The sequence below is a fragment of the Hymenobacter agri genome (assembly GCF_054778495.1).
On sequence record NZ_BAAGZM010001306.1, the window covers coordinates 1 to 530 of the forward strand.

Annotated in this window: 1 pseudogene; it reads left to right on the forward strand. The window is 67.5% G+C overall.

The features are described 5' to 3' along the window. Positions 1 to 530: pseudogene (locus tag ACYVDE_RS25935) on the forward strand (hypothetical protein); the annotation flags it as partial.

Consider the following 530-nt stretch of genomic DNA (forward strand, 5'->3'; position numbering starts at 1 on the left):
CGCCCCCCTACGCACCCGCCCGCCCGCTGGCAGCCGCGAGCGGCACTACCAGCGCATTCCGAAGCAGCAGCCCCGCTTCAACGGCCGCGACTGGCTGCTGACGCTGGCTTTTATTGGCGGCATCGTGCTCATTGCTCTCACGGTGAAGGTGACGATGGACCGCCTCTCGGCCCGCACCAACTACGAAAACGGCCTGCGTGCCTACGCCAGCGGCAACCTCGGCGCAGCGTATAGCTTTCTGGAAGAAACCCTGCATTTCCGGCCCGACTACGCGCCCGCCCTGCGCCACCACGGCGAGCTGGAGCTGCTGCTGCAACGCGACCCACGGGCCGCCCGCCTCGATTTTCTGACGGCGCTGCAAACGGCCGGATTAGCGCCCGCCGAAAAAGCTGCTATTTATTATTACCTGGGCCGCGCCGAGGCACAATTGGCGCAGCCGCAGGCCGCCGAGCAAAGCTTCGGCCAGGCCCTGGCTTTCGACAGCACCCGTAGCGCCGCCCACCTGGCCCGCGGCGAAGTGCGCCTGCTCG